A 21,958-nucleotide genomic window follows, 5' to 3' on the forward strand; every position below is an offset into this window, starting at 1 on the left:
GCCGTGTCCCGGACGACCCCGGAGGGCGGCCCGCATGAGGCTCCGATCTGGCTCACCACTGACCCACGGATCCTTGGCCGCAGGACCGGTCTTCCGGTGGACGGCGGCCGTCGCCGCCGTGACCGCGATCGCCGTCTCGCTCACCCTTCCCCTCGCGGAGGCGACGTCGACCACGGAGGCGACCGACCCGGCGTCGGGCAGCCCGATCGCCGCGCCTGACCCCCAGGACTGGAAGGACCAGGCCGACATGACCTGGGAGGACTACACCCCGGTGCGGCCTGCGGAGTGGAATTCGGCTCAGGACTCGCAGGGCAGCGAGGTGCAGTACCGGACCGCCGTGATCCTGGTGGAGTTCGAGGACCAGCCGTTCCTCATCACGCAGGACCCGCAGTCGCACCCGTTCGGCAACCCGCAGAGCGGGTTCCAGCCGGTAGCGCCCGGGGACGTGAGCCAGTGGTTCTACGACTACTACGCCACGCCGAACGAGTACAACGGCGGTCAGACCCTGCACGGGTACTGGATGGAGGACAGCCACGGCAAGATCGGCGTCGACGTCGAGGTGTTCGGCCCGTACGAACTGCCCGGCAAGTTGCACGAGTACGGGTACAGCGGCTCGTTCAACGCGCCGATCGAGGAGTTCTGCCCGCAGGGCGACGACTGCACCAAGGACATCCGGACGGCCGGTTTCGCAGCCTGGCACGAGGACATGGGCGGCTGCGCGGAGCGGCTCTGCGGCTTCGACAACGCCTTCTGGGTGACGGCGGGGCACGACGAGTCCTCCACGTGGGAGGAGTTCGGGCAGATGATGTTCGAGTCCCCCGAGGAGATCCCGGACGCGCTGGGACCGCCGCGCGACGCGAACGGCGAGCCGCCGCTCAACCAGAACGGCGACCCCATGCCGAACTGGGCACCCACCCGGTACGTAGACTGGACCTCGTGGCGAGCGGCGGCCAACCACTGGCCCAACGCCGGCGACGGCACCTCGACCCAGGCGGAGAGCTCGGGTCTCAGCGTGTTCGCGCACGAGTTCAGCCACCTGCGCGACCTGCCGGACAACTACAACAACCCGTTCGCGGACAACACCCGCGCCTACACCGGCTACTGGGAGATGATGAGCCGCGGCACGTTCAACGGCCCCGGTGGCACCCACAACCGGTGGCAGATCCCGAACGCCGGCGGCTCCGCGCTCGGGCCGCACCACATGCTCCACTTCAAGCAGGACCTGGGTGTGCTCACCGCGGACGACCAGGTCCTGGTGACCCGGTCCGAGCTGGCAGAGCAAGGCCCGGCGGTCGCGACCCTGAAGGCCCGCTCCTCGGTGCCGGACGGCGACAAGGTCGGCCTCGAGGTGACGCTCGACGGCGGGTACACCCCCGGTCAGTGCGCCGCCGACATCCCGGAGGGCGCGGACTTCTGGTGCCCGGACGGCACGAGCTGGACCGACTTCACGATGGAGGTCACCGACCGGGTTGGCAACGACTCGTTCACCGCCGGCCACGGTGTGCTCCTCGCGCAGAACCAGCCCAACGACTTCCCGAGCGAGTGGGTAGTAGACGCCAACCCCGAGAACATCAACCGCATCGACTACTACCGCCCGGACGGCACCCCCGTCCCGGTGGTGCGCGGCGATCCCCGCCAGCTCGACGACGGCACGTTCCACGCGGGCACCGGGTCGGGCAGCGCGTACGAGTACGTGGACGAGCCCAACAACCTGCACGTGTACGTGCTGGACGCCGCGCGCGACGACGAGGGCGCGCTGACCTACGACGTCGCGGTGCGTAACCTCTCGGCCGCGGGGGCGTTCGAGCGCGGGGCACGGCTCGGCCGGGCCGAGCAGCACCCCGTCGGCGACGGCACCACGCTGGTGAACGTGCCCCTGCGGAACACGGGCGAGGCCGGCGACGGCGTGTTCGGCTCGGACGTCTACCGGATCTCGGCCTCCGTCAGGGGCCGGGGCTGGGACGTGACGCTCCCCTACGAGGTCACGGCCGTAGAGGCGGGTGGCACCCTGCCCGTCTCCGCCTATGCGACGGCGTCCGACGGCGCGGCGCGGACCGCGACCCTGACGCTGACCGTCACGAGCGAGTCCGACCCGAGCGTCACGAAGACCGTCCGGGTGCCGCTGCGGGCCACGCCGCCGAGCGTGCGCTCCCTGTCCGGACTGGTGGACGACTACCAGGACCGCGGCGTGCTCACCCGTAGCGAGACCCGCCGGCTGGAGGCGCTGCTGCGGACCGCGAGCCACGGGTCCGGCCCCGCGGCGGACGCGGCGCTCGCACGGTTTGCGCAGGAAGCGGCGGGGCTCGCCGACGTCGGGCAGCGCAACCTCGCCGCCGCAGCGCTCTCCGCTGCGGCCGGCGACGTGCGGGACGCGGAGTGACCCTGAGGTCCATCAGCTCGGGGCGCCGGGCGGTCCTGCGCGGCGTTGGCCTTGCTGTGGGCCTTGGGCTGGCTGGGCTGCTCACCGGGTGCTCCGGCGTCGCCGCCGGCGCCGAGACCCAGACGCTGCGCCTGGTGGTCCCGGACGCGAACATCCGCACGCCGTCCGACCCTTGCTCGGGGGCGCGCGCCTTCCGGTACGCGCACCCGGAGGCCGCCTACGAGGTGGTCGCCGGCGACGTCGTGCTCGCCGCCGGAGCGCTCCCCGAGGGACGGGCCGAGAAGGCGTTCTCGATCGACCTCGGGTCCGAGCGGCAGCCCACGGTCTGCGTGATGTCGCTCGTGGTGCCGGCCTCGGTCGACCTGGCGGACGCCGAGCTGATGATCGGCGAGCATGGACCCGTGCCCATCGTGCCCAACCCCGCCTTCGACGACGCGCCCGAGGCGGTGCTGCGATGAGGAACGCGCTCGCGGCCCTGCTCACGGCGCTGCTCCTCGCGACCTCCCTCGCGGGCTGCGCCGGAACTCCGCGGGGCCAGCTACCCGGCCCGGTTCCCTCGGGCGTCGAGTTCCGCGCCGCGCCGGCCGACGCTCCTCCGGCGCCCGGGCTCAGCCTGGAGCTGACCGATGGAACCACGCTGGACCTGGCCGAGCAGTGGCACGAGCGGCCCGTCGTCCTGGTGTTCTTCGAGACCTGGTGCACCCGTTGCGAGGCTCAGCAGGGCCCGATCAACAACGTGGTCGAGGAGTACACGGACGAGGTGCTGTTCGTCGGCGTCGCAAACCTCTCGGATGCCGACGACGTCGCGGCCTACGTCGAGGAGAACGACATCACCTACCCCGTCGCAGTGGACCCGACCGGCGACGCGTGGCTCATGTACGCGGTCGCCGAGGCGCCGCTCGTGGCGCTGGTCAGCAAGGACGGGAGCCTGCTGCGCGGCTGGCCCGAGGGTGTGACGGGGCGCGAGCTCAGCACGACGATCGCGGACCTAGCGGTGGGCTGAGCTCAGGATCCGGCCAGCCGCCCTGCGGCCCGGGCGACCTTGAGCGCCAGGTGCAGGGCGAGGCGCTCCGTGCCGTCCTTCAGGTCGGTCCCGGCTAGCAGCTCGACGCGCTGCAGCCGGTAGTAGAGCGAGGTGCGGTGCAGGTGCAGGGCCTCGGCCGTCGCCTGTGCGCTGCACGCGAGCTCCAGGTACGTCTCCAGCGTGTGCAGCAGGGGCGCGGCCTCCGGCAGGTCGAGCAGCGCTTCGAGGCCGGGGTGCACCGCCACGCCGTCGGCGGCAAGTCGCGCGGCCACCACGTCGAGGGAGCCGACCGCCGTCGCGGGGGTGGACTCCGGCCGGGCCAGGAGGCGGACCTTCGGAACGCCAGCGGGGCGGACGACTCCGGGCAATACCTCCGGCGCCGTGGGAACGAACGTGACGAGCACGTCCCCCGTGTCCAGCCGCAGTACGACTTCGCTGTCCACGACCCTCCCCCGTCTCGGCCTCGACCCGGGGACTCTATTGGAGTTTTCGGGTGAATCTCAAGGGCGGTTCCTGGGCAGTTCCTGGTCGAGACTCAGTCGCCTTGGCCGTCCAGCTTCCGCTTCTGCGGGTGGACGGTCTCGCCCCGCTCCAGCATGCCGACAAACTTGGCGACGTTCCGCGCCCTGGTCTCCGGCTTCTTGACGGCCGTGATCCGGAACAGGATCGCGAACCGGTTCTGGGCCGTGAGGATCTCGAACATCGCCGCCGCGCGCGGGCTGGCCGCGAGCGCCTCGGTGAGGTCGGGCGGCACTTCGAAGTTCTTGCTGCCCTCGTACGCGACCTCCCATCGACCGTCGGCCTTCGCCTTGTCGATCTCCTCCTGGCCGCGGGCGCGCATGCGGCCCTCGGTGATCAGGCGGTCCACGATCCGCACGTTCCGTGCCGACCAGCGGCTGCGCGACCTGCGGGGGCAGAACCGCTGCAGAGACGTGCTGTCGTCCCGGCCGCGGGCCTGTGCGTCGATCCATCCGCTGCACAGCGCCTCGTCGAGCGCCTCGTCGCGGGTCAGGCTCGTCGGCCCGGCCTTCCCCTTGCGCGCGAGGATCAGCCAGACGCCGTCCGACATCGCCTCGTGCTCGTCGAGCCAGGCGCGCCAGGCGGCGGCGTCGGTGATCAGCAGCTCGGGGTCGGTGTCGGCCATGGAGAGGACGCTACGCCGGACCACTGACATCGCGGCCGTCCCTCGGCCCGAACGCTCGCAGCGCATCGGCGTCGCTGTTGGCCGACGTCACGTACTCCCGCGCCCACTCCTCCGCAGCGGGATACGCGCTTCCGGCGGCGACAGCGGCCACGGCGGCCTCGACGTCGACGGGCGTGTGCCGCAGCTCGACCTGGCCGTCCCGCAGGAGCGCCCACGACCCGCCCGCGCGGCCGTACGGCATGCCGATGCTGCCCGGGTTGATGCACAGGCGCCGGTCGACGAGTCGCACGAACGGCATGTGGGTGTGGCCCATGACGACGGTCGCGACGGCGGGGTCGAGCCCGCCGAGCACCTCGGCCCAGCGCTCCAGGGAGGAGTCGACGAGCACCACCTCCTCGTCGTCGCGCGGGGTGGCGTGGCAGAACAGGACCCGGCCGAAACCACGGACGGTCAGCTCCGCGGGATACGGCAGGCCGGCGAGCAGTGCGACGTCGTCGTGTCGAAGCTGGGCCGCGGCCCAGGGCGCTACCGGATCGGGGATGTCCGTGGTGCCGCCCCGGGCGAGCGACACGAGCTCACGGTCCGCGTTCCCGCGCACCAGCAGGGCCCGGTCGCCCAGGGACCGGAGGCGGTCCAGCACCTCGACGGGCTGCGGGCCGGCGGCGTGGTCACCGGTGACGACCACGCGGTCGGCGGCGACCACGTCGGGCTCCGCGAGGACCGCCTCCAGGACGGGCAGGACCCCGTGGATGTCCGACAGGACGGCTACCGCTGAGACCTCGCTGTTCATGTGCCGACCTTGGCGCCTGCCTCGCGGCCGTACCACTGGGATCTGCCGTCGGCAGAATGAGCAGACGCGCTCGCGCCGTAGCGGAAAGTGATCTAGAGTATAAGCAATAGGCAGGAAAGGTGTCTGATGCTTATCACCGAACCCTGGTCAACTATCGCCGAGCGGTTAGGGCTGGTCGCCACCGCACCGTCATCGGAGAGCGACGCTGACGTCGTACTCAGGGGCGTCGACTGGCCGACCACCGCCTATCGCATCAAGGTCTTTCCCACGCCGCTCCGTCCGGCGGGAATCCACAGTCATGCGGCGGCGGCACGCAAACAAGGCCTTCGACTCCTGGTCGTCGTTCCCACCGCGAGTGCCGGTGTCAGGCGGGCCGCACTGGACGAGAACGTGTCGCTACTCGTCGTCCCCTCGTCACCACGAACTCCTGTCACAGGTTTCTTGTACTCGTCGGCCGGGTTGCGCAACCTGGCGGATCCCGTCACCGCATCGGAACCGGGCAGACGTCCGGGTCGCGTTCCCTGGGCGACGTACGCCGTCGGGTTTGAACTGCTCGAGACGCCCGACGTGTCGCAATACGCCCTGGCGCAGCGGATCGGCGTCACACAACCACGAGTCAGCCAGGCGCTACGGGATATGGGTGCCGCGATTCGACGCACCCGTACCGGATGGGAGGCGCAGTCACCTGACGAACTCGCCGACTGGCTCCTGTCCCGCTATCCATGGCGACCGAAGATGGCAACCTCCTGGCTCACCCTCGATGCACCTGTGGCCGCCGCCCAACGCACCGCGGCCCATCTGACGGAGCAGGGCATCGAGCATGCGATCGGCGGCGACGTCGCAGCCGACTCGTTCGCACCCTGGTCCCGGCCAGCAACCGCCTGGATCTGGACGACAACACCCGTCGATCTCCAGGAGACCAGCGCCACCCCGACGACTGCGGGAGCAGCAAACCTCTTCCTCGCCGTCTCCGACGACCCGTACCTCCTGAAGTCGGCCAGGCGTGCTGAGAACGGTGCCTCAATGCTCCCACCATGGCGAGTGTGGATCGACCTCGTCCATCAGGGACACGACGACGCCGCCCTCGCCCTCCGCCGACACCTCGCAGCGCAAGGAACTTCCACATGACCACTCTCCAACTAGCTTCGCCGTCCGTCGCGACCGACGGCGCCTGGCTCGCGGCAGCCGACGTCGCCGCGATCAGCGCGTCGCTCGGTATCGAGTACCGCTTCGTCCGCGGCGACCCCGACGAGCGACGCGTCATCGATGTGCTCGTCCCGTCGTCTGGCGGCAAGCACCAACCCAATCAGCAGCTTGGTTCCCTGGTCGTTGATGCTGTGCCCGGCCTGTCGCTCGCTCTCGCTCTACCTGCCACGGAAGTGGTTCTGGCCGCCCACCTGAGCACGGGGAGGACCGTTGACCTGTCCCTGCTGCTCCCCGACGTTCGCGCCGCGCTCATCCTCAAGTCGTATGCATACCGGGAACGCCTCACGGACCGGGACGCCGTCGACGTCTGGAGGCTTCTCGAGTCCGCGGAAAACGCGGGTCTCGAAGCCAGCGACTGGCCTCCCCGTGTGAGCGGGCGCGAGGCGGCGGCGTACCTGCACCAGTTCTTCGGCGCCGCTGGCGCACCAGGCGCACGGCGGGCATCGCCAGCACCTGCCACGCAGGCACGAGTTCGTCTCCTTGTGCAGAAACTCGTACCCAGGCCAGAGTGAGAGCGGCGGACCGCCACCGCTCTCGCCGGCGTTGTCCCGTTCCCGGGCGCCGCCTGACGCACCCGGCCGGCCCGCGGGAGTGTCAGAGTGACCCCGTAGGGTCGGCCGCATGATCCGAATGCCCGCTACCGAGCGCTCCGTCACCAACGAGGACTGGTACGCCCGCGACCTGTCCGGCGAGGAACACGCGGCGACGCTGTTCGCCGACGTGGACATGACGGAGGCCACGGGGACGGGCGCCACGTTCGACTCGTGCGTGTTCCGCGGTGTGCGCTTCAACAGCGCGCACCTCACGGAGTTCGCGTTCACGTCGTGCGTCTTCGACGCCTGCGTCTTCTTCGATGCCACGCTGGAACGCTGCAAGCTGGTGGGCTCGCAGTTCAACGACTGCCGGTTCGACCTGCTCAAGGTCGACGGCGGCAACTGGTCGTTCACCGACCTGCACCGTGCCGCCCTCGCGGGTGCGCAGTTCGACGGCGTCCGCTTCCGCGAGGCCGACCTGGCCGGGATCAAGGCGACCGGGATCGTGCTGGTCGGCTGCGACCTGTCGGGTGCGGACCTCGAACAAGCCGACCTCACCAACGCCGACCTGCGCGGCAGCGACCTGTCCACGCTCGACCCGCTCAAGGCGAACGTCACCGGAGCGGTGGTCAGCGAGGCCCAGGCGATCCTGCTGGCAGAGATGCTCGGCCTGGTTGTGCGGCCCGACTGACCAGGCCCGACGGCCGTGCGGACCGCCCAGTGATATCGGTTCGATCGGACACACTTATCGGCCATATGCTCGGGTCCGCTCGCACACGCTACTGGGCATTGCTCTGGGAGGACGACGATCGATGAAGATCAGCCGCGACCTGACCGACTGGACCCTGACCGCTACCGGCGGCCCCGTCCCGGCGGATCTTGCCGGGGTCCCCGTCCCTGCGACGGTCCCGGGCACGAGCCACACCGCCCTGCTGGAGCAGGGGCTCATCCCCGACCCGTATCTCGGCACCAACGAGACGTCGCTCGCCTGGATGAAGCGCGCCACCTGGCGGTACGCCACGGTCCTCGACGAGCCGGCCGCGGCGCCCGACGAGCGCGTCGACCTGCTCTTCGAGGGCATCGACACGGTGGCCGCAGTCGCCGTCGACACGGACGTGGAGCGAACCGGCGTCAGCCAGGGCCGCACCCACCTGGGCCGTACCGCGAACATGCACCGCTCCTACCGGTACGACGTACGTGAGCTCGTCGGGACGCCGGCCAACCTCGTGGTAGACCTCGACTCGGCGCTCGAGACCGCCGAGGCCGAGGAGCAGCGCCTCGGCACCCGGCCCATGGCCTACGGCCAGCCGTTCAACATGGTGCGCAAGATGGCCTGCTCCTTCGGCTGGGACTGGGGCCCCGACCTGCAGACGGCCGGCCTGTGGAAGCCCGTGCGGGTGCAGCGCTGGCGGGTGGCGCGGCTGGCCCGAGTGACGCCGCTGGTGACGGTGGCCGACGACGGCACGGGGCTGGTCGACGTGCGGGTCGAGGTCGAGACCTCTGGCCTGTCCGTCTCCGGGCCGCTCATCGTCGACGTCACCGTCGGGGGCCGGGGACAGACCATCGGGTCGTACGGCGGCGACGACTCTGCCCACATCAAGGACTTCACCGGGCAGCTCGAGGTGCCCGACGTCGACCTGTGGTGGCCGGCCGGGCACGGCGAGCAGCCCCTGTACCCGATCGAGGTGACCCTCTACGAGGGCAACGGTGAGGACCGCTCGGAGCCGCTGGACGCATGGTCCGGCCGGGTCGCGTTCCGCACCGTCGAGGTGGACCGGAGCCGCGACGAGCACGGCACGAGCTTTACGTTCCTGATCAACGGCAAGCCGATATTCGCTCGGGGGGCCAACTGGATCCCCGACGACCACCTGCTGACCAGGATCACGCGCGAGCGCCTCGAACAGCGCGTTGACCAGGCGCTGGGCGCGAATCTCAACATGCTGCGGGTGTGGGGCGGCGGCATCTACGAGTCGGACGACTTCTACGACGTCTGCGACGAGAAGGGCGTCCTGGTCTGGCAGGACATCCTGCTGGCCTGCGCCGCCTACCCCGAGGAAGACCCGCACTGGGCCGAGTTCGAGGCCGAGCTGCGGGAGAACGCGGCCCGCCTGGCGCCGCACCCGTCACTGGTGCTGTGGAACGGCAACAACGAGAACATCTGGGGCCACGAGGACTGGGACTGGAAGGAGCCGCTGGGCGACCTCACGTGGGGCGCCGGCTACTACTACGAGCTCTTCCCGAGGGTCCTGGCCGAGGTCGACCCGACCCGGCCCTACTCGAACGGCTCGCCCTACTCCCCCGGGTTCACACCCGAGGAGATGCACCCCAACGACCCGAACCACGGCACGCACCACCAGTGGGACGTCTGGAACAAGGTCGACTACACGCACTACCGCGACGACGTGCCCCGGTTCGCGTCGGAGTTCGGGTTCCAGGGCCCGGCGACCTGGGCCACGACCGCGCGGGCCATCCTTCCTGACAACGCCGGCGCTCCTGACAGCGCTGACGTACCGGAGGGCTTCAAGGATTCCGAGGTCTTCCTGCTGCACCAGAAGGCCGGGGGCGGCAATGAAAAGCTCGACCACGGGCTCGCCCCGCACCTGGGTATCCCCGACGACTTCGTCGACTGGCACTGGGCCACGCAGCTCAACCAGGCGCGCGCGATCCAGTACGCCCTGGAGCACTACCGGTCGTGGTGGCCGCGGACCGCGGGCGCGATCGTGTGGCAGCTCAACGACTGCTGGCCCGTGACCTCCTGGGCGGCCATCGACGGCGACGGCCGGCGCAAACCGCTCTGGTACGCGATGCGCCACGCGTTCGCCGACCGGGTGGTGACCGTGCAGCCCCGCGGCGACGGGCTCGTCGCCGCGCTGGTCAACGACACCGACGCGCCGTGGACCGGGCAGGTGGACGCCGCCCGGACCACGCTGAGTGGTGAGGTGCTGGCGGCGTCGGGCAGCGAAGTTTCCGTACCGCCACGTTCGGTGACGCTGGTCCCGTTGGCGGACGACCTGAACACCGCGGCCGACGTGACGAACGAGGTGCTGGTCGTGACCCTCGGCGACGTGCGCGGGATCCACACGTGGGTGGAGAGCAAGGACCTCACGCTCGATCCCGCCCCGGTGCGCACCACCGTCACCGCCGAGGACGGCGGTTACCGCGTGGAGGTGACCGCCACGTCACTGGCGCTGGGGGTGTCGCTGCTGGTCGACCGACTCGACCCGGACGCGCAGGTCGACGAGCAGGTGATCGACCTGCCGGCGGGTACAACGACGGTGTTCCACGTGACGACCGCCGGCCGAGACCCGGCGGCGCTGACCTCACGGCCGGTGCTCCGCACGGAAAACGACCTGTCGTAGCCAACCAGATTGGTTGTGGGCGGGATCGTTGCGCCTAAGCCGGGCGAATGATCGCAAGGATCGCGCCCACAACAAAGATCTTGATGTCGGTGACCGCGCGTACCGTGTGGTCCAGGGGCGGGAGGACAGCATGAACATGATCGACGAGGGCTCCAGCTGGTCGGTGCTGCGGCGGGACGGCGTGGCGCTCGTGGTCGCGCACCCCGCGCGGGGTCTGCCGCTGGTGCTCCACTGGGGTGCCGATCTGGGCGCCCTGGCACCCGCTGACCTGCTGGCACTTGACGCGGCGACCAGCCGCCAGACCGCGCCCGGCACGCTCGACGCCGCCTGGCGTCCGTCGCTGCTGCCGCAGGAGTCGGACGGCTGGGCAGGCCGCCCGGGCCTGCTCGTGGTGTCGGACGGCGTCCCGCTGTTCCCGCGCTGGACCGTCGACGAGGCGGAGCGGGACATCGCGGAGCTGACGGTCACGGCCCGGGACACCGACCTGGGGCTCACGCTGCGGTCGCGCCTGGAGATCGGCGCGGGCGGGCTGGTGCTGCTGTGGCACGAGCTCACCAACAACGGCCAGAGCCCGGTGGACGTGCACTGGCTCGAGGCCACGCTGCCCGTCCCGCGATCGGCGGACCAGCTGACTCAGTTCAGCGGCCGCTGGTCTCGCGAGAAGCTGCCGGTCACCACGGGTATGCCGGCCGGCAGCACGGCCCGCCAGACCCGGCGCGGGCGGTCGGGCCACGACGCGCCGTGGGTGACGGTGGCGTCCTCCGGAGCACCACGAAACCGGACCGGCGAGGCGTGGGCGACCCACCTGGGCTGGAGCTCCGACGTCACCCATCGGGTCGACCACCTGACCGAGCACACCACGCTCCTCGGGGCGGGCGAGCTGGTGCGGCCGGGCGAGGTCCGCTTGGCGCCGGGCGAGTCCTACCGCACACCGGTCGCGTACTTCGCCTGGTCGCCCGCGGGCCTGGACGGCGTCGCGGACCGGTTCCACACGTGGCTGCGGGCACGCCCGCAGCACGTGACGAGCCCGCGTCCGCTGGTGCTGAACACCTGGGAGGCCGTGTACTTCGACCACTCCCCGGCCAAGCTGGAGCGGCTCGCGCGGCGCGCCGCCGCGGTGGGTGTCGAGCGCTTTGTGCTCGACGACGGCTGGTTCCACTCCCGGCGCGACGACACCGCCGGGCTGGGCGACTGGGTGGTCGATCACGACGTCTGGCCCGAGGGACTGGAACCGCTCGCCGGCCTGGTGCACGAGCTCGGCATGGAATTCGGGCTGTGGTTCGAGCCCGAGATGGTCAACCTGGACTCCGACCTGGCGCGCGCCCACCCGGAGTGGATCCTGTCGAACCCGGCCGCCGTGCCGTCGCCCGACGGGCTGTCGTTCCGCACGCAGTACGTGCTGGACCTCGCGAACCCCGACGCGTGGGAGCACGTGCGCGCCCAGATCTCGGCCCTGGTGGCGGAGCTGGGGATCAACTTCATCAAGTGGGACCACAACCGGGACCTCACCGAGCCCGTCCACGTCGGCGCGGACGGCGTGGCGCGGCCCGGTACCCACGTGCAGACGCTGGCCGCGTACGCCCTGATCGCGCGACTCAAGGCGGACCATCGGGGGCTGGAGATCGAGTCGTGCTCCTCTGGCGGCGCGCGGACCGACCTGGGGATCCTGCAGGTCACCGACCGAGTCTGGGCCTCGGACTCGAACGACCCGGTGGAGCGGCAGGACATCCAGCGCTGGACGTCGCTCGTGCTGCCGCCCGAGCTGATCGGCGCGCACGTGGGCCCCTCGCCGTCGCACTCGTCGGGGCGGACCACCGAGCTCTCCTACCGGGTGGCCACGGCCCTGCAGGGACACGCCGGTTTCGAATGGGACCTGCTGGCCACCACCGACGACGAGCTGGCCACCGTGACGGCGTACGCCGCGCTCTACAAGGAGCTCCGCTCGCTGGTACACACCGGCACGGTCGTGCACGCCGACGTCGTCGACCCGGCGCTGCGGGTCACAGGGTTCGTCTCACCCGACCGGATGGCGGGCGTATGGACCGTCGCGTCGGTGGCGTCGCCGGAGGACGCGTTGATCGAGCGCCTGCGGCTCGACGGCCTCGACCCCACCCGGCGATACAGCGTGCGGGTGCGCGACGAGGTGGGCACCGCGCAGTGGCTGGGCGGGATCACCCCGGGCTGGCTGGGCAAGGACGCGACGGACATCCCCGGCTCGGTGCTGACCGACGTCGGGCTGCAGCTACCCACCCTCTGGCCGATGCAGGCGCTGATCATCCAGGTGACCGCCACGCCGGCGGAGTAGACGACCGCGAAGCAGAGCAGCTTGAGACAGAAGCTGGGCGAGACAGGACCGGAGGTTCGGTTCCGTCTCGCCCAGGTTCCGCTTGCCTCGGCCTAACCCGTCGAAGCGAGCTTGTTCGGTGGGCTCTGCTCACTGGTAGGCACCGGCTTTTCGGACGGTTCCGGCGTCTTCACCGGCGTCGGCTCCTCGGACGGTTCGGGTGTAGGCGTCGGCTCGTCGGACGGCGTCGGCGTCGGGGTCGGCTCCTCAGATGGCGTCGGCGTGGGCGTCGGCGTCGGAGTGGGAGTCGGTGTGGGAGTCGGTGTGGGAGTCGACACCGGCTCGTAGATCACCGTGTAGTGGCTGATGTCCTTGCCGGTCGAGTGCGTGATCGTCACCTCGGTGACCGGTGGGTCGAAGTAGATGAACTCCGGCCCGTCTCCCTGCTGGGCGGATCCGGCCTTCACGCAGTAGCCCGTGATGACCATGCCCTCGGGGGCCGTGACGGTTACGGACGGGTGGTTCCCGACCACCTCAACCTTGCCGTCTGCGGGGCAGACGTTTTCCTCGGCTGCTGAAACCGGTCCTGCACTCGCCACCGCCGTGGCCGTGGCGTAGAGGCCGAGCGCCAGGAGCGCAGCGGCTCCCAGCGCGGATATACGTTTCATCTCGGTGGTCCTTTTGTCTCGGTGGAGAGCGCGCAATAACCGGTATAGCGCGCCTATCACTTTGACGGTAGATCCGGCCGTGGTTCCATGCAATGGAATCAAACGGACATATCTATTCGTAAGCAAGAACAGTCGCGAGCTCGATATCCGCTCCGCATCCAAGCTGCCGGATCAAAATGCGTGCACACGAATGCACTGGCGTATCCATTTTCGCCTCGCACGGCTCCGACCAGTGTTCACGCCTACCAGGAGCCGGGGACCAGCGCTGATGCACTCGCTACGCCGGCCACAATCTCGCTCACCGCGCGCCATTGCATGGTTTCAAACCAAGAATTGCTGGCCGAACGCGACCAGAACGCGGCGCTTCGCGGCGCGCTGTCCATTTCGCTGCGGGTTCGAAAACCCGGCTAAACCCACCCAGGCCGAACGAGCACCGCACTAGCAGAAATTCACCCCGGATCGAAAGAATTCACCCGCTCATAAAGAAGGGCGAGCACCTGGGCGATGCCACGCCTCGAGCCGGGGCTCAGGCCAGGTGACCGCCACGCCGGCCACGTAGGCGCGTCCGTCAGCCGTCGAACACGCCCTTGCGCCGGAGCACAGTGAGGGTCACGCCACCGCCGACGAGGGCGATCGCGATGAGCGCGAAACCGATCGCGGAGCTGGTCCCGGTCGCGGCGAGCTCCTCGCGCTCGTCCTCGACGGACGGTGCGACGTCGGCCTCGACGGGGTTGACGGCGTCGGCGAGGTATCCGATGTCCACGCTCAGCCGCTGGTCGGAGGCGGTGGACAGCGGTGTGGCGAGTGCGGCGCCCGGCGAGGCGACAAGGCCGGCGGCGAGGAGCGCAGAGGCTCCCATGACGGTCATCTTGCGCACTGAGCGCTCCTCACGGTCCGGTAGTCACGCCCGATACCGGGCACGACTACCGGATCGTAGCGACGATGGCGCGGAACGCCAATATCGGTCCATCTCGGTAAAATCTCTTACACGGGGCTTGGCTCTCGCCCTACCGGCCTTTGCCCTTTTTCTTGCCCTTCGACGCCGGGCGCGCGCCCTTGCCCCGCTGCACACCGCCGCGAGCGCCGCCCTTCGCTCCGGTGCCCTTCGCCCCGCTGGCCTTCGCCCCGCCACGCCCGGCGCCGGAACGCGCCCTGGCCCCGCCGGTTGCGCCCGATGTGCTCTTCCCGTTCCGCGCGGCCTTCCCGGTCGCCGCGGTCGTCCCGCCGTCCTCGGCCGGTCGAGCAGCCGACGGGCCGCCGCGGCCCCGTGAGCTGTTGACGGTGCGGCCGCGGACGATCCCGATGAGCTCCTCGACCAGGTCCGTGGTGCGGTCGGTCGGCCAGACCAGACCCACCGGCGCCGTCGGCCCGTCGACGAGGGGGCGGTAGGTCACGTCCTTGCGGCGGTGCAGCCGCGCGAGCGACAACGGCAGCACGGCCAGGCCCACGTTCGCCGCGACGGTCGCGACGACGTCGGCAGTGGTCGGGAGGGGATCCAGCGGGTTGCCGTCCGGGTCGGCAGGCGGGATCCCCGGGACCTGGACGACGGCGAAGAGGACGTCGTCCGCGGGGACCCAGACGGTCTCCTCGGCGATGTCGGCGCTGGAGACGGTCTCGTCCTCGTCGAGGGCCGCGAGCACGTGGTCCCGCGAGAAGCACACCACCGACGCCTCCTCGTAGAGCGGGATGGCGGAGAACACGTCCTTGTTGACCGGGAGACGCCCGATAGCGGCGTCTGCCTCCCCCGCCTCCAGCGCGGAAGCGACTACCGCGGACTCAACCTGCACCAGCTCCAAGTGCACGTCGGGCAGCCGCTCACGCCAGACGCTCGCCCACTTCCCGGGTGTCGCGCCGGGCACGTAGGCGAGGCGGAAGCGCGGCACGTCCGGGTCGACGTCGGCGGCCTCGGCGGTCGTCACGACGTCGCCGCCGGTCACCTCCGCGGACGGGTGGTCTGCAGGGACGGGCGGTCCGACGTCGGGCACGGGCTGGCTCACGTGCCAAGGCTACGGGCCCAGCGCCGGGGCGGCCGTCGGGCTGCCGGAGGCATCCGCGCAGGAGGCCGGTCGGCAAGCGGCGAGGATCACGTCCGCTGTGGAGAGCGCGGGGAGCGTGCGCCGATACCCTGGGACCATGAGTTCCTCCTTCTCCTCGCAGCGGTTCAAGCCGTCCAACGCCGCCAAGCGACTCGGCGTCTACCTGCCTGCCACCCCGCAGGAGTTCCAGGACACCCCGATCACGCGCGCGGAGCTGGAGGAGCTGGAGACCAACCCGCCCGAGTGGCTGGCCGACCTGCGCCGCAACGGCCCGCACCCGCGGCCGGTCGTTGCGGGGCGCCTCGGCGTCTCGATCGCGGGCCTGGCCCGCGGCGGCGTCACCGAGCCGCTGACCACCGAGCAGATCAACGAGCTCCGCGACGATCCGCCGGCCTGGCTGACCCAGGAGCGCGAGATCGCCGCACAGGTGCGTGCCGAGGAGGACCGCGTCGAGGAGGAGCGCAAGGCCGCGGACAAGAAGGCCCGCTCCACGCGGTGAGTCCCGAGGTCGACGCCGTCCTCGCCCGGCTGATCCCCTACCCCGAGGACGGCTCGCGAGCAGACGGCCCCGTCGCCGTGGACGCGACCGACCGGCTCCTGCTCGACGAGGCCGCCGCGCTGATCGAGCAGGACCCGAGCGGCGTCGTGGTGATCGGTGACCGGTTCGGCGCCCTGACCTTGGGCGCCCTCGCGCTCGGCGCCGACGGCGTCCGGGGGCACCAGGACGCGATCACGGCCGAGGCGGCGCTGTCCGCCAACTCCGCACTGGCGTCCAAGGACTTGTGGGACGGGCATGCACGGGCCGCAGCGAACGCGCCGGTCCCGCAGGAACCCGGACCGCTGGGATTGACCGGGTACGACAAGTTCGAGCCCAACCTGCTCAAGGGCGCGCGGCTCGTGCTGCTCCAGCTGCCGGCGTCGCTGGCGGAGCTGACCGAGATCGCCGAGCACGTGGCCCGGTACGCGGACCCGGCGGTGACGTTGCTTGCCGGCGGCCGGGTCAAGCACATGACGCACGCGATGAACGACGTGCTCAGCGCATCGTTCGCCCAGGTCAGCGCCTCGCTCGCGCGGCAGAAGTCGCGGCTGCTGATCGCCCGGGAGCCGCGGTCCGACGTCGGGCCGCTGACGTACCCGGTGACGGCCCGGCTGACCGACCGGGAGATCCTGGCCGCGATCGCCCCGCGAGGCGACAACCCCGCCCAACCCACCCCCGCGGGCCTGACCGTCGTCGCGCACGGGGCCGCCTTCGCCGGTGCCACGCTCGACCACGGCACACGCTTCCTCCTTGCGCAGGCCCACCGCTGGCCCGACCTGTCAGATGCCCAGGTCTCCCCGGCGGCCTCCACGGCTGAGACGCAGGCCGCACCTGGAGCCACCGACACTCCCAGCACCCCCATCCCCGGCATGGACGCCCACCCGGTCGCCGTCGACCTCGGCTGCGGCACCGGCATCCTCGCCACGGTCCTGGCGCTGCGCTTCCCCGACGCTCACGTGCTCGCGACGGACCGGAGCGCGGCCGCCTGCGCCTCGGCCGCCGCGACGCTCGCCGCGAACGGCGTCGGGCCCAGACGTACCGCGGACGGCGTCCTGCACACGGTCGTGCGAGGCGACGCCGGGGACTTGCTCCCGATCCCCGACGGCTCGGCGGACCTCGTGCTGCTCAACCCGCCGTTCCACGACCGCGCCGCGCTGAGCACGGACGCGGCGCACCGCATGTTCGCCGCCGCAGGTCGCATCCTGCGCGACGGCGGCGAGCTGTGGACCGTCTTCAACACGGGGCTGCACTACCGCCCGGCGCTGGAACGCGCCGTCGGGCCGACGGAGCACATCGCCCAGGACCGGAAGTTCACCGTGGTACGGAGTCTGCGGAGACCACTTACTGTCCCACCCGAGGTACGCGGCTAGCCTGGCTGGGCGCTCGGACGGGCGCATTCGCACCGGCAGCGCGACCGGTCTCCACCGGGCCTGCCCCGAGCCCGAAGGACCTGTCAATGAGGACACTTCGCACCACCCTGCGCGGCGCCGCCGTCGCGGCGGTCGCAGCTTCGCTCGCCGCGGGTGCCGCGGTCACCGCGCTGCCTGCCACCGCCGCGCCGACCGCCACCGTCGAGGGCAGAGTCATGGCAAAGGCCTCCCCGACAAAGTCCGACGCCGCACAGGCGGCGACCTCGAACAAGAACCCGAACCAGAGCCCCAGAAAGGCCGCCGTCGACCCGGACTTCGGGCCCAACGTCACGTTCATCAACCCGACCTGGACCACTGACCGGATCAACCAGTTCCTCGACACCGTGAACGACGAGGCGGAGTTCAGCCTCGACCGGCACCAGGTGTTCTTCGAGCCCGGCACCTACGGCAGCGCCGCCGGACAGGACAACCCGGCCACCGCGACCGGCATCGTGAACGCCAACGTGGGCTACTACGAGTCGATATCGGGCCTGGGCGGGCAGCCGGGTGACGTGCTGATCAACGGCGCCCTGCACGTCGAGCCCGTCGTCGGCTGCCCCAACAGCCCTTGGGCGTGCGGCGACCCGGGCTCGCTGACCCGGTTCTGGCGTTCCATGTCGAACCTCGCGTTCAACCCGATCCAGCGCCCCGTGGGCGCCGACGCCGGCCTGCCTTATCCGGCCGGCGTGGCCGATCCCCACCAGATGCGCTGGGCCGTGTCCCAGGCGGCACCGATGCGCCGGGTCGACATCCGGGGCAGCCTGACTGTCTTCGGCCGGTACGGCGAGTTCGCCTCCGGCGGCTATCTCGCCAACTCCCGGGTGTCCGGCACCATCGCCACCGGCTCGCAGCAGCAGTGGTTCACCCGCAACAGCCAGGTGGGTGTCTGGGACGGCGGCGTCTGGAACATGGTGTTCTCCGGCGTCCAGGGCGCTCCGGCCACGGACTTCGGGCAGGTGCTGCCGAACAACGCGCGCGGCGTCAAGACGACCGTCGCGAGCACACCGGTGAGCCGGGAGGCCCCGTTCCTGTTCCGCGGCACCGACGGTGAGCTCAAGGTCTTCGTCCCGAACGCCAGGACGAACAGCCAGGGCGTGGACTGGGGCACGGGCGCGGCGTCGGGCCGCACCATCCCGATCACCGACGTGTACGTGGCCCGCTCGGGCGTCGACACGGCCGCCACCATCAACGCGGCGGTCTCGTCGGGCAAGCACCTGCTGCTCACGCCGGGTGTGTACAACCTCAACGCCCCGATCCAGGTCAACCGGGCCCGGACCGTGGTGCTGGGGCTCGGCTACGCGTCGCTCACCCCGACGGCGGGCAACGCCGCCATCCAGATCGGCGACGTCCCGGGCGTCGTCGTCGCCGGGATCACCGTGGACGCGAACGTGCCGGAGTCCGCCACCCTGGTGCGCGTCGGCACCCCCGGCAACGGGGCCGGCTTCGCCACCGACCCGACCACGCTCAGCGACGTGTTCGTCCGCGTGGGCGGCCCCTGGGTCGGCAAGGCGGACACCTCGATCGAGGTGAACAGCGACTTCACGCTGCTCGACCACATCTGGGCGTGGCGCGGGGACCACGGGCAGGGCATCGGGTGGGGCACCAACACCGGCGCGCACGGCGTGGTGGTCAACGGCGACGACGTCACCGCGACCGGCCTGTTCGTGGAGCACTACCAGGAGAACCAGACGATCTGGAACGGTGAGCGCGGGCGCACGATCTTCTACCAGAGCGAGATCCCGTACGACCCGCCGTCCCAGGCCGCCTTCATGGACGGGAGTCGGCTGGGCTACGCCTCGTACCGGGTGGCGGACAACGTGACCAGCCACGAGGCGATCGGCCTGGGGGTGTACTCGTTCTTCAACCAGGGGGTGGACATCCGGGTCGAGTCCGGGATCCAGACGCCGAACAGGCCGAACGTCCGGTTCCGGTCCATGACGAGCGTGTTCCTCAACGGCTCGGGCGGCCTGAACCACGTCATCAACAACACGGGCGCCCCGGCGGTGGGCAGCTTCGCCTCCCCACAGGTGATCGCCTACCCGTAGACAGTTGAGTGCGGGGTACCTGTTGGGACAGCACCAACAGATACCCCGCACTCAGCAAGCCCTACTTGACGTCGACGACGTCCACGACGAAGACCAGCGTGTCCCCGCCGCCGATGCCGGCCTGCGGCACGCCACGCGCACCGTAGCCGTGCTCCGGCGGGATCGAGAGCAGCAGGCGCGAGCCGACGTTCTGGCCCACCATGCCCTTGTCCCAGCCACCGATGACGGCGCCGACGCCGATCGGGAAGTCGATGGTCGTGCCGCGGTCGTACGAGTTGTCGAAGACGTGGCCGCCCCAGGTCTGGCCCAGGTAGTTCACCACGATGGTGCGCCCGGACTCGACGACCGGACCGTTGCCCTCAGCGATTACCTGCACCTGCAGGCCGGAGGGTGCATCGCCCTCGGGGAACGTCAGCTCCGGCTTGTCACCGAAGGCGCCGGAGGCGGTAGGAAGCGTGGTCACGAGGATTACCTCTCGATCGGGGTGACGCCGGATACGCCCCGGCGTCGGTACCCGAACACCCTATGCGGCCACCACGGCGGCCCGCGAAGCGACGGCAACCCGCCGCATCGCCTCCAGGGCGGCGATGGCGGGCGGTGTGTGCGCGACGGCGTCCTGCAGCACCGCGTAGATCGAGCGCACCGGGGTGGGCCGCACCACGGGCACCGCGATGGTGCCGGGCGGGAGCTGGACGGTGCCGAGCTCGGGCAGCACGGTCATGCCGATCCCGGCCTCCACGAACGCGACGGCGGTCGGGTAGTCGTGCGCCTCGACGTGGAACGTGGGGCTGAACCCGGCGGCCGTGCAGGCTTCCAGGAGGTTGCGGCGGCACCAGCCTCGGGCGAAGTCGTTGTCGACCCAGCGCTCGTCCTGCAGCTCGGCGAGCTCGATCTCGGCGCGGCCGGCGAACGGGTGGCTCCGCGGCAGTACGACGAGGTACGGGTCGTCGAGGAGATGGTGCGCGGTGAAGCCGCTCCCGGGGTCGAACCCGGTCTGCCCGACGGCCACCTGCAGGTCGGCCCGGTCCTCGGTCTTGTCCGGGATGTGCTCGGACAGCTCCAGGTCCAGCCGCACTCCGGGAAACTCGACGGTCAAGGTGCGGACGACGTCGGGCAGCCACGCCGAGCCGACCGAAGCGAAGTACGCGATCGAGAGCGAGCCCGTGCGGCCGGCGCGCAGGTCGGCGACCATGGACTCCGCCTCGCCGAGCCGTTCGAGCACCCCGTCGGCCTGCGCGGCGAGCGCATGGCCCGCGGCGGTGGGCCGGATGCCGCGGCCGTGCCGCGCCAGGAGCTTGAGCCCGGTCTCCCGCTGCAGCGCGGAGACATGCTGACTGACAGCGGACGGTGTGTAGCCGAGATTGGCCGCCGCCGCACCGATGGATCCGGAGGCGACGACGGAGCGGAAGACGCGGAGGCGGTGGACGTCAAGCATGCACTCCACTGTACAGCGAGACTGAATTCAGATGTAGAAACAGTCGCTGGTGCTTCATGGTGGTCCGGGGCCACCATCGCACCATGACGAACACCGCGGCCGATACCCGCCAGACGACGCACCGCGGCGCGGACGAGGCTTCGGAGATGCCCCTGATCGCCCCGCCGGCCCCGGCTGCGCCACCCGCCCCGCCCACCACGAACCGCTATCTCGTCCCGGCGGCAGCCGCGGTGACCGTCGTGCTCTGGGCGTCCGCCTTCATCGGAATCCGGGCCGCCGGCCAGGACTTCTCCCCCGGCGCACTCGCCCTGGGCCGGATCTTCGTCGGCACGCTCGCGCTCACGATCATCGCCGGGCTCGCGGGCAAGCTGCGGCTGCCGCGCGGCCGGACGCTGGTGGGCGTCGTCGTCTGGGGAGTGCTGTGGTTCGGGCTGTACAACCTCGCCCTGAACGCTGCGGAGCGCACGCTGGACGCGGGCACCGCGGCCCTCGTCGTCGGGCTCGCACCCATCCTCATCGCGGTGTTCGCCGGGATCTCGCTCGGCGAGGGCTTCCCCGCGCGACTCCTGCTGGGCATCGGTATCGCGTTCGCGGGCGTCGCGGGCATCGCCCTGGCCACCTCCAGCGGCGCCTCCGACACGATCAGCGTCGCCCTCGGGCTGGTCGCCGCCGTCGTCTACGCCGGGAGCACCATCCTGCAGAAGCGCCTGTTGCCGAAGGTCGACTCCCTGACCATGACCTGGCTGGGCTGCCTGGCCGGCACGGTCGCGTGCCTCCCGTTCACGCCGGCGCTCCTCGACGGCCTCGCCACGGCCCCGACGTCGGCCACCCTGAGCGTGGTCTACCTGGGCGTGTTCCCCACCGCCATCGCGTTCGTCACCTGGGGCTTCGCCCTCACTCGGACGACGGCGGGCCGGCTGGGCGCGGCGACGTACGCGGCCGCGCCGCTAGCGGTCCTCATGTCCTGGGCCCTCCTAGGCGAGGTCCCGACGCCGGTCGCGCTGATCGGCGGCACGCTGTGCCTGGCGGGCGTGCTGGTGGCGACGCTCCGCCTCCGCTGAGGCGTCCGATCGGCCGCCCTTTCGAGTCCTAGGTTTCTTCGCTCTC

At 70.9% G+C, this 21,958-nt stretch carries 20 protein-coding genes; 12 read left to right on the forward strand and 8 right to left on the reverse strand.

Annotated features, from left to right (window positions below):
* Positions 1 to 34 precede the first annotated feature (34 nt).
* The 3 genes from AB1046_RS12790 to AB1046_RS12800 are packed head-to-tail and all read left to right on the forward strand — an operon-like array spanning position 35 to position 3,383.
* Entirely contained in the window at positions 35 to 2,380 is a 2,346-nt protein-coding gene (locus AB1046_RS12790; RefSeq protein ID WP_369369687.1) for a M6 family metalloprotease domain-containing protein, read from the forward strand.
* Positions 2,377 to 2,838, forward strand: a complete 462-nt coding sequence (locus AB1046_RS12795) for a hypothetical protein (protein WP_369369688.1) — start codon at positions 2,377 to 2,379, stop codon at positions 2,836 to 2,838. Before AB1046_RS12790 ends, AB1046_RS12795 begins: the two co-directional genes overlap by 4 nt.
* Positions 2,835 to 3,383: a TlpA family protein disulfide reductase gene (locus AB1046_RS12800; protein ID WP_369369689.1), complete on the forward strand. Its 549-nt coding sequence runs from the start codon at positions 2,835 to 2,837 to the stop codon at positions 3,381 to 3,383. Before AB1046_RS12795 ends, AB1046_RS12800 begins: the two co-directional genes overlap by 4 nt.
* 2 nt (positions 3,384 to 3,385) lie before the next feature.
* Here the strand turns inward: AB1046_RS12800 and AB1046_RS12805 are convergent, their stop codons facing one another.
* The 3 genes from AB1046_RS12805 to AB1046_RS12815 form a co-directional block, all read right to left on the reverse strand.
* Positions 3,386 to 3,847 (reverse strand): PucR family transcriptional regulator, encoded by a 462-nt coding sequence (locus AB1046_RS12805; protein WP_369369690.1) that lies wholly within the window; start codon positions 3,845 to 3,847, stop codon positions 3,386 to 3,388.
* A gap of 92 nt (positions 3,848 to 3,939) precedes the next feature.
* Positions 3,940 to 4,548 (reverse strand): YdeI family protein, encoded by a 609-nt coding sequence (locus AB1046_RS12810; protein ID WP_369369691.1) that lies wholly within the window; start codon positions 4,546 to 4,548, stop codon positions 3,940 to 3,942.
* A gap of 10 nt (positions 4,549 to 4,558) precedes the next feature.
* Positions 4,559 to 5,338 (reverse strand): metallophosphoesterase, encoded by a 780-nt coding sequence (locus AB1046_RS12815; RefSeq protein WP_369369692.1) that lies wholly within the window; start codon positions 5,336 to 5,338, stop codon positions 4,559 to 4,561.
* A gap of 126 nt (positions 5,339 to 5,464) precedes the next feature.
* On the opposite strand from AB1046_RS12815, the gene AB1046_RS12820 reads away from it, so the two are divergent.
* The 5 genes from AB1046_RS12820 (at position 5,465) to AB1046_RS12840 (ending at position 12,741) form a co-directional block, all read left to right on the forward strand.
* The gene (locus tag AB1046_RS12820) at positions 5,465 to 6,466 is read left to right on the forward strand and encodes a hypothetical protein (protein WP_369369693.1); all 1,002 of its coding nucleotides are present in this window, start codon (positions 5,465 to 5,467) and stop codon (positions 6,464 to 6,466) included.
* Positions 6,463 to 7,056 (forward strand): hypothetical protein, encoded by a 594-nt coding sequence (locus AB1046_RS12825; protein WP_369369694.1) that lies wholly within the window; start codon positions 6,463 to 6,465, stop codon positions 7,054 to 7,056. The genes AB1046_RS12820 and AB1046_RS12825 overlap by 4 nt, the downstream gene beginning before the upstream one ends.
* 109 nt (positions 7,057 to 7,165) lie before the next feature.
* Positions 7,166 to 7,768: a pentapeptide repeat-containing protein gene (locus AB1046_RS12830; RefSeq protein WP_369369695.1), complete on the forward strand. Its 603-nt coding sequence runs from the start codon at positions 7,166 to 7,168 to the stop codon at positions 7,766 to 7,768.
* 121 nt (positions 7,769 to 7,889) lie between these two features.
* Positions 7,890 to 10,436 carry a glycoside hydrolase family 2 protein gene (locus tag AB1046_RS12835; protein WP_369369696.1) on the forward strand — a complete coding sequence of 849 codons (2,547 nt, stop codon included), beginning with the start codon at positions 7,890 to 7,892 and terminating at the stop codon, positions 10,434 to 10,436.
* A gap of 130 nt (positions 10,437 to 10,566) precedes the next feature.
* Positions 10,567 to 12,741 carry an alpha-galactosidase gene (locus tag AB1046_RS12840; RefSeq protein ID WP_369369697.1) on the forward strand — a complete coding sequence of 725 codons (2,175 nt, stop codon included), beginning with the start codon at positions 10,567 to 10,569 and terminating at the stop codon, positions 12,739 to 12,741.
* A gap of 92 nt (positions 12,742 to 12,833) precedes the next feature.
* Here the strand turns inward: AB1046_RS12840 and AB1046_RS12845 are convergent, their stop codons facing one another.
* The 3 genes from AB1046_RS12845 to AB1046_RS12855 all read right to left on the reverse strand — a co-directional run bounded on the left by AB1046_RS12845 (position 12,834) and on the right by AB1046_RS12855 (position 15,385).
* Entirely contained in the window at positions 12,834 to 13,388 is a 555-nt protein-coding gene (locus tag AB1046_RS12845; protein WP_369369698.1) for a hypothetical protein, read from the reverse strand.
* Positions 13,389 to 13,956: 568 nt separating this feature from the next.
* Complete coding sequence (locus AB1046_RS12850) at positions 13,957 to 14,256, reverse strand: LPXTG cell wall anchor domain-containing protein (protein WP_369375691.1); 300 nt, start codon at positions 14,254 to 14,256, stop codon at positions 13,957 to 13,959.
* Positions 14,257 to 14,395: 139 nt separating this feature from the next.
* Complete coding sequence (locus AB1046_RS12855; protein WP_369369699.1) at positions 14,396 to 15,385, reverse strand: LysR family substrate-binding domain-containing protein; 990 nt, start codon at positions 15,383 to 15,385, stop codon at positions 14,396 to 14,398.
* 136 nt (positions 15,386 to 15,521) lie between these two features.
* On the opposite strand from AB1046_RS12855, the gene AB1046_RS12860 reads away from it, so the two are divergent.
* From AB1046_RS12860 to AB1046_RS12870, 3 genes are all read left to right on the forward strand, one after another.
* Positions 15,522 to 15,923 carry a DUF5997 family protein gene (locus tag AB1046_RS12860; protein ID WP_369369700.1) on the forward strand — a complete coding sequence of 134 codons (402 nt, stop codon included), beginning with the start codon at positions 15,522 to 15,524 and terminating at the stop codon, positions 15,921 to 15,923.
* The gene (locus tag AB1046_RS12865) at positions 15,920 to 17,332 is read left to right on the forward strand and encodes a class I SAM-dependent methyltransferase (protein WP_369369701.1); all 1,413 of its coding nucleotides are present in this window, start codon (positions 15,920 to 15,922) and stop codon (positions 17,330 to 17,332) included. The genes AB1046_RS12860 and AB1046_RS12865 overlap by 4 nt, the downstream gene beginning before the upstream one ends.
* A gap of 86 nt (positions 17,333 to 17,418) precedes the next feature.
* Positions 17,419 to 19,416, forward strand: coding sequence for an adenylyl cyclase (locus AB1046_RS12870; RefSeq protein ID WP_369369702.1), 1,998 nt, complete (start codon positions 17,419 to 17,421; stop codon positions 19,414 to 19,416).
* 61 nt (positions 19,417 to 19,477) lie between these two features.
* Here the strand turns inward: AB1046_RS12870 and AB1046_RS12875 are convergent, their stop codons facing one another.
* Positions 19,478 to 19,879 carry an FKBP-type peptidyl-prolyl cis-trans isomerase gene (locus tag AB1046_RS12875; protein WP_369369703.1) on the reverse strand — a complete coding sequence of 134 codons (402 nt, stop codon included), beginning with the start codon at positions 19,877 to 19,879 and terminating at the stop codon, positions 19,478 to 19,480.
* A 60-nt stretch (positions 19,880 to 19,939) separates the two neighbouring features.
* Positions 19,940 to 20,851 (reverse strand): LysR family transcriptional regulator, encoded by a 912-nt coding sequence (locus tag AB1046_RS12880; protein WP_369369704.1) that lies wholly within the window; start codon positions 20,849 to 20,851, stop codon positions 19,940 to 19,942.
* Positions 20,852 to 20,934: 83 nt separating this feature from the next.
* On the opposite strand from AB1046_RS12880, the gene AB1046_RS12885 reads away from it, so the two are divergent.
* Positions 20,935 to 21,912, forward strand: coding sequence for a DMT family transporter (locus tag AB1046_RS12885; RefSeq protein WP_369369705.1), 978 nt, complete (start codon positions 20,935 to 20,937; stop codon positions 21,910 to 21,912).
* The last annotated feature ends 46 nt before the right edge of the window (positions 21,913 to 21,958 follow it).

This window comes from Promicromonospora sp. Populi, from assembly GCF_041081105.1.
In the GTDB taxonomy this organism is placed as follows: Bacteria; Actinomycetota; Actinomycetes; order Actinomycetales; family Cellulomonadaceae; genus Promicromonospora.